The 3,871-nt window shown below is 63.4% G+C and carries 3 protein-coding genes and 1 pseudogene; 3 read left to right on the top strand and 1 reads right to left on the bottom strand.

Annotated elements, in window-relative coordinates; all coding sequences use genetic code 11:
* Positions 1–146: 146 nt before the first annotated feature.
* The gene (locus Q1L50_RS00020) at positions 147–1,409 is read left to right on the top strand and encodes a phage portal protein (RefSeq protein ID WP_300334983.1); all 1,263 of its coding nucleotides are present in this window, start codon (positions 147–149) and stop codon (positions 1,407–1,409) included.
* Positions 1,406–2,353, top strand: coding sequence for a S49 family peptidase (locus tag Q1L50_RS00015; RefSeq protein ID WP_300334981.1), 948 nt, complete (start codon positions 1,406–1,408; stop codon positions 2,351–2,353). The genes Q1L50_RS00020 and Q1L50_RS00015 overlap by 4 nt, the downstream gene beginning before the upstream one ends.
* A gap of 274 nt (positions 2,354–2,627) precedes the next feature.
* Here Q1L50_RS00015 and Q1L50_RS00010 read toward each other — a convergent pair whose 3' ends face one another.
* The gene (locus Q1L50_RS00010; protein WP_300334979.1) at positions 2,628–3,212 is read right to left on the bottom strand and encodes a CHRD domain-containing protein; all 585 of its coding nucleotides are present in this window, start codon (positions 3,210–3,212) and stop codon (positions 2,628–2,630) included.
* 323 nt (positions 3,213–3,535) lie between these two features.
* Here Q1L50_RS00010 and Q1L50_RS00005 point away from each other — a divergent pair.
* A pseudogene (locus tag Q1L50_RS00005) lies at positions 3,536–3,871 on the top strand (phage major capsid protein); the annotation flags it as partial.

The raw sequence follows: 3,871 nt of genomic DNA, 5'->3' as shown, positions 1-3,871 counted from the left end.
GGGTGGAATCCAAAACGGTGCTCGTTCCGGTCAGGGGCGGTCTGGCCGACCACGACTACGCGATCAAGGTGGTCTGCGGCACGACGAATCCGCAGAAGACGCTGGCGCTGGTCGCGCACCTGCCGGTTCGCGAGGACGACTGAGGCATGGGTCTCTTGAGCTTCTTCAGCCGCTGGCGGGCGTCGAGTGACGATCGCTCCCCAGGGGGTGACTTCTGGTTCGAGCCGGTGACGATGCGCACGTCGAGCGGGATGCGTGTCTCGGCGGACAACGCGCTGCGCCTCGCAGCGGTGTACGCCAGCGTGCGCATCCTGGCCGAGACGATGGCCTCCTTGCCGTTCGTGCTCTACCGGCAACGGGCGGACGGCGGTAAGGACCGGGTGACGGATCACTGGCTGTACCGCTTACTGGCGAAGCGTCCGAACCGCTACCAGAACCCGTATGAGTGGCGCGAGATGCTGCAGGGCCATCTGGCGTTGCGGGGCAACGCCTACAACCGGATCGTGGCGAATAGCCGAGGCGAGATCGTCGAACTGGTGCCGGTCCATCCGGACCGGATCCGGATGGAATTGACGCCGGCCGGTGACTACCGCTACCGGGTGACCGACCGGCTGGGGGTGGAGACGGTTCTGCCGCGTGGGGAAATCTGGCATCTGCGGGGGCTGTCGTCGGACGGTCTGATGGGCATGAGCCCGATCGACCTGGCAAGGGAAAGTCTGGGCATGGCGCTGGCGGCGCAGGACTACGGTGCGCGCTTCTTCGCCAACGACGCCAAACCGACCGGTGGCTGGATCGAGTTTCCGGGGTCATTCAAGGACAGCGAGGCCAAGAAGGTCTTTCGTGAGTCGTACCAGGCGGCGCAGTCCGGGGCCAACCGCGGCAAGGTGCTGGTGCTGGAAAACGGCATGAAGTTCCACGAGGTCGGAGTAACCAACCGGGACGCGCAGTTTCTCGAACTCCGGAAATTCCAGATCACCGACATCGCGCGGCTGTTTCGCGTGCCGCCGCACATGATCGCCGATCTCGATCGGGCAACCTTCTCGAACATCGAGCAGCAGAGCCTGGAATTCGTAATGCACACGATGACGCCGTGGGCCGAACGGTGGGAAGCGAGCATCGAGTCGGAGTTGCTGCTTGATGGCGACGATCTCGAAGTCGAGTTCGATTTTGCGAACCTGATGCGCGGCGACGCCGCCAGTCGCTCGTCGTACTACCAGAGCGGCATCCAGAACGGCTGGCTGACGCGCAACGAAGCGCGCATTGCCGAGAACCTGAACCCGCTCGATGGGCTCGACGAGCCGCTGCGGCCGTTGAACATGGTCGAGGAAGGGTCTGCCGGGGATCTGGCGGGCGATGTCGAGCAGGCGGAACCGCCAGCGCAGGAAGCGGCGGACCCGATGGACGAATGACTGATGGGGATGACACCATGCACCACCACTTGCTGATCGCCGAGTTCCTGGCCACGCCCTGGGCGCTGATGCCCGAACGGCTGAACGCGGTCGCGGCCGTGCTGGCCCGCTGGTCGCAGGACGTTCCCGCCGGCGACGATGTGCTCGCGGGCATCGCGGCAGATCGCGCGGTACGTGAGGCGCGCCGGCAGGCGGCCAATGCCGTCTCCAGTGACGGGATCGCGGTGCTGCCGCTGTACGGCGTCGTCACCCAGCGCGGCAACATGGTCGACGATGTCTCGGGGCCGGGGAGCGTCAGCACGCAGCAGTTTGCGTCTGCGTTGCGCCAGGCTCTGGCGGATGACTCGGTCAGTCAGATCCTGATCGACATCGACAGTCCGGGTGGCAGTGTCTACGGCGTGTCCGAGCTTGCCGACGAGATTGCTGGTGCCAAGAGTCAGAAACCGGTCGTGGCGATCGCCAACAGCCTGGCCGCGTCGGCCGCCTACTGGATTGGCTGCTCGGCGTCGGAGTTCTACGTCACGCCGGGTGGCGAGGTCGGTTCGATCGGCGTGTGGCAGGCGCATTTCGACTACTCACAGGCGTTTGCTGCCGAAGGCATCCAGCCGACGCTGATCTCCGCCGGGAAATACAAGGTCGAGGGGAATCCGTATGTGCCGCTCGACGAGGAGGCGCAGGGCTTCATGCAGTCGCGCGTGGATGATTACTACGCCAGCTTTACCAAGGCGGTGGCGCGCGGGCGGGGCGTACCGATTGGGCAGGTGCGCGAGGGGATGGGTCAGGGTCGTGTGCTGGGTGCCGATGCGGCGCAGGCGCAAGGGATGGTCGACGGCGTGGCCACCTTCGGCGAGGTCGTCAGGAAGATGCGACGGGATGCCAAGTCCATCGCCAGGCCGAAGGCAAGCCGTCTAGCCTACGCGCAACGTGCGATCGAGATTCTGTGATACTGGGGAAGCGCTGGTGGATATCGCGTTGCGCGGCTTGGTGCTGCGCGTGACCGCCGTGATCGGCCGACCTGCTGTTTCAGTTCGGACAGGCGCGGCCAGTCGCCGATTGTGGAAGCCGTTGAGGAACGTCCTCGGAATCTGCTGTACATGGTGGCCACTGGCATCGGTCTGCAGCTGGATCAACGCCCATTATCGGGAGCTATCGAGGGCTCGTATCCACAAAGAAAAACCCCGGCGAAGCGGGGTCTGGTCTACAGAGTGGTTGTTGCGACTATGCCGTCTTGCGGCGGCTGAATCCGAGTCCGGCTAGCCCAAGACCAAGCAGGGCAAGACTGGCGGGCTCAGGAACCTGTGTGAGGAAGCCGCGTATCTCACCACCTGGGCGGAAAGTTGTATGAATGTTGACATATGCCTCACCAAGGGACATACCGGCGAATAACGCCGCTTCTGCTCCCGCCGTCGTCCCGCCATGAGCCGTGATGAAAGCCGGGTTGTACGAAGAAGCCAGGGTCATGTCGAGAAGCAAGTCATAGACTCCGGACGTAACTCCCAGTGGAAAACCAAAGAAGTTTGGAACGGTTGTGGCCACGCCGACCGTCCCGGGAGCTGCCGTACAGCAATGGATGTGGGCAGCAGTCGTCGTCCCGAGCAAGCCGGAAAACGTGACGTGCACCGCCATGGTCTTGGCCACATCGTCCGTAATGACCGACGCAAATCCAGTTGCGGGCGACGCATTTGGGGGGGCCTCACTCGCGCCATCCAGGTCGGTCTGGTAGGTGATGATCGTCGCGTGCGCCAGCGGAGCACCGGTAAGCAGCGCCCCAATTGTCATGAGAGCAAATAGTGGATGTTTCATGCAATGCCTCCTGTTGTTCGTTCGCAGCGGCCAGAGTGAGGGACGCAGCCGCTAACGGCTGTCGCCACGCACCAAACAGGAGAAAGCACGAATCGAGCCTTAGTACAACTATTGCGTTGAATCAGTAGCTTGAAAGTCGTTTCAGATACCCCTATCCGCCGTGCTGTAAAATTTCTCGACTGAGATGTCTTCCAGCAACGCTCTCTTGACCCTCGCCCCGTTCTAAACCGACCCCTCGGTTATCCCCACCTAAGCCGCCTCCGGGCGGCTTTTTTGTACCCATCGAACCCGCCTCGTGCGGGTTTTTGCTTTTGGAGAACCACATGAGCAAGCAACTGCGCGAGCTTCAGGCTCGCAAGACCATCCTCGTCAAGGAGGCCCGCGGCCTGACCGACTGCGCCGCTTCCGAGAACCGCGACCTCTCCGACGAGGAAGTCGCCACCTTCGACGCCTTGCGCGCCCGCATCGATGCCGCTTCGGCGGCCATCGACCGCGAAGCCGCCCTGATCGCCGATGAAGCACGCATCGGCATCGAGAGTGCCATCGGCCCGATCGTCACCGACAACCGCGAAGCGGACCCCCGGCGCGGCTTCGGATCCGTCGGCGAATTCATGCAGGCGGTGTATCAGGCCGACAAGCCCGGCCAGTCGATCGACGCC

Source organism: Accumulibacter sp., from assembly GCF_029255145.1.
In the GTDB taxonomy this organism is placed as follows: Bacteria; Pseudomonadota; Gammaproteobacteria; order Burkholderiales; family Rhodocyclaceae; genus Accumulibacter.
The sequence above is the reverse complement of the archived record's forward strand: the minus strand, read 5'-3'. Positions and strand labels throughout refer to the sequence as shown.

Bases quoted from the DNA above. Each gene is read 5' to 3' on its own strand.
- Q1L50_RS00020 (WP_300334983.1), top strand. From the start codon at position 147: ATGGGTCTCTTGAGCTTCTTCAGCCGCTGGCGGGCGTCGAGTGACGAT.
- Q1L50_RS00015 (WP_300334981.1), top strand. From the start codon at position 1,406: ATGACTGATGGGGATGACACCATGCACCACCACTTGCTGATCGCCGAG.
- Q1L50_RS00010 (WP_300334979.1), bottom strand. From the start codon at position 3,212: ATGAAACATCCACTATTTGCTCTCATGACAATTGGGGCGCTGCTTACC.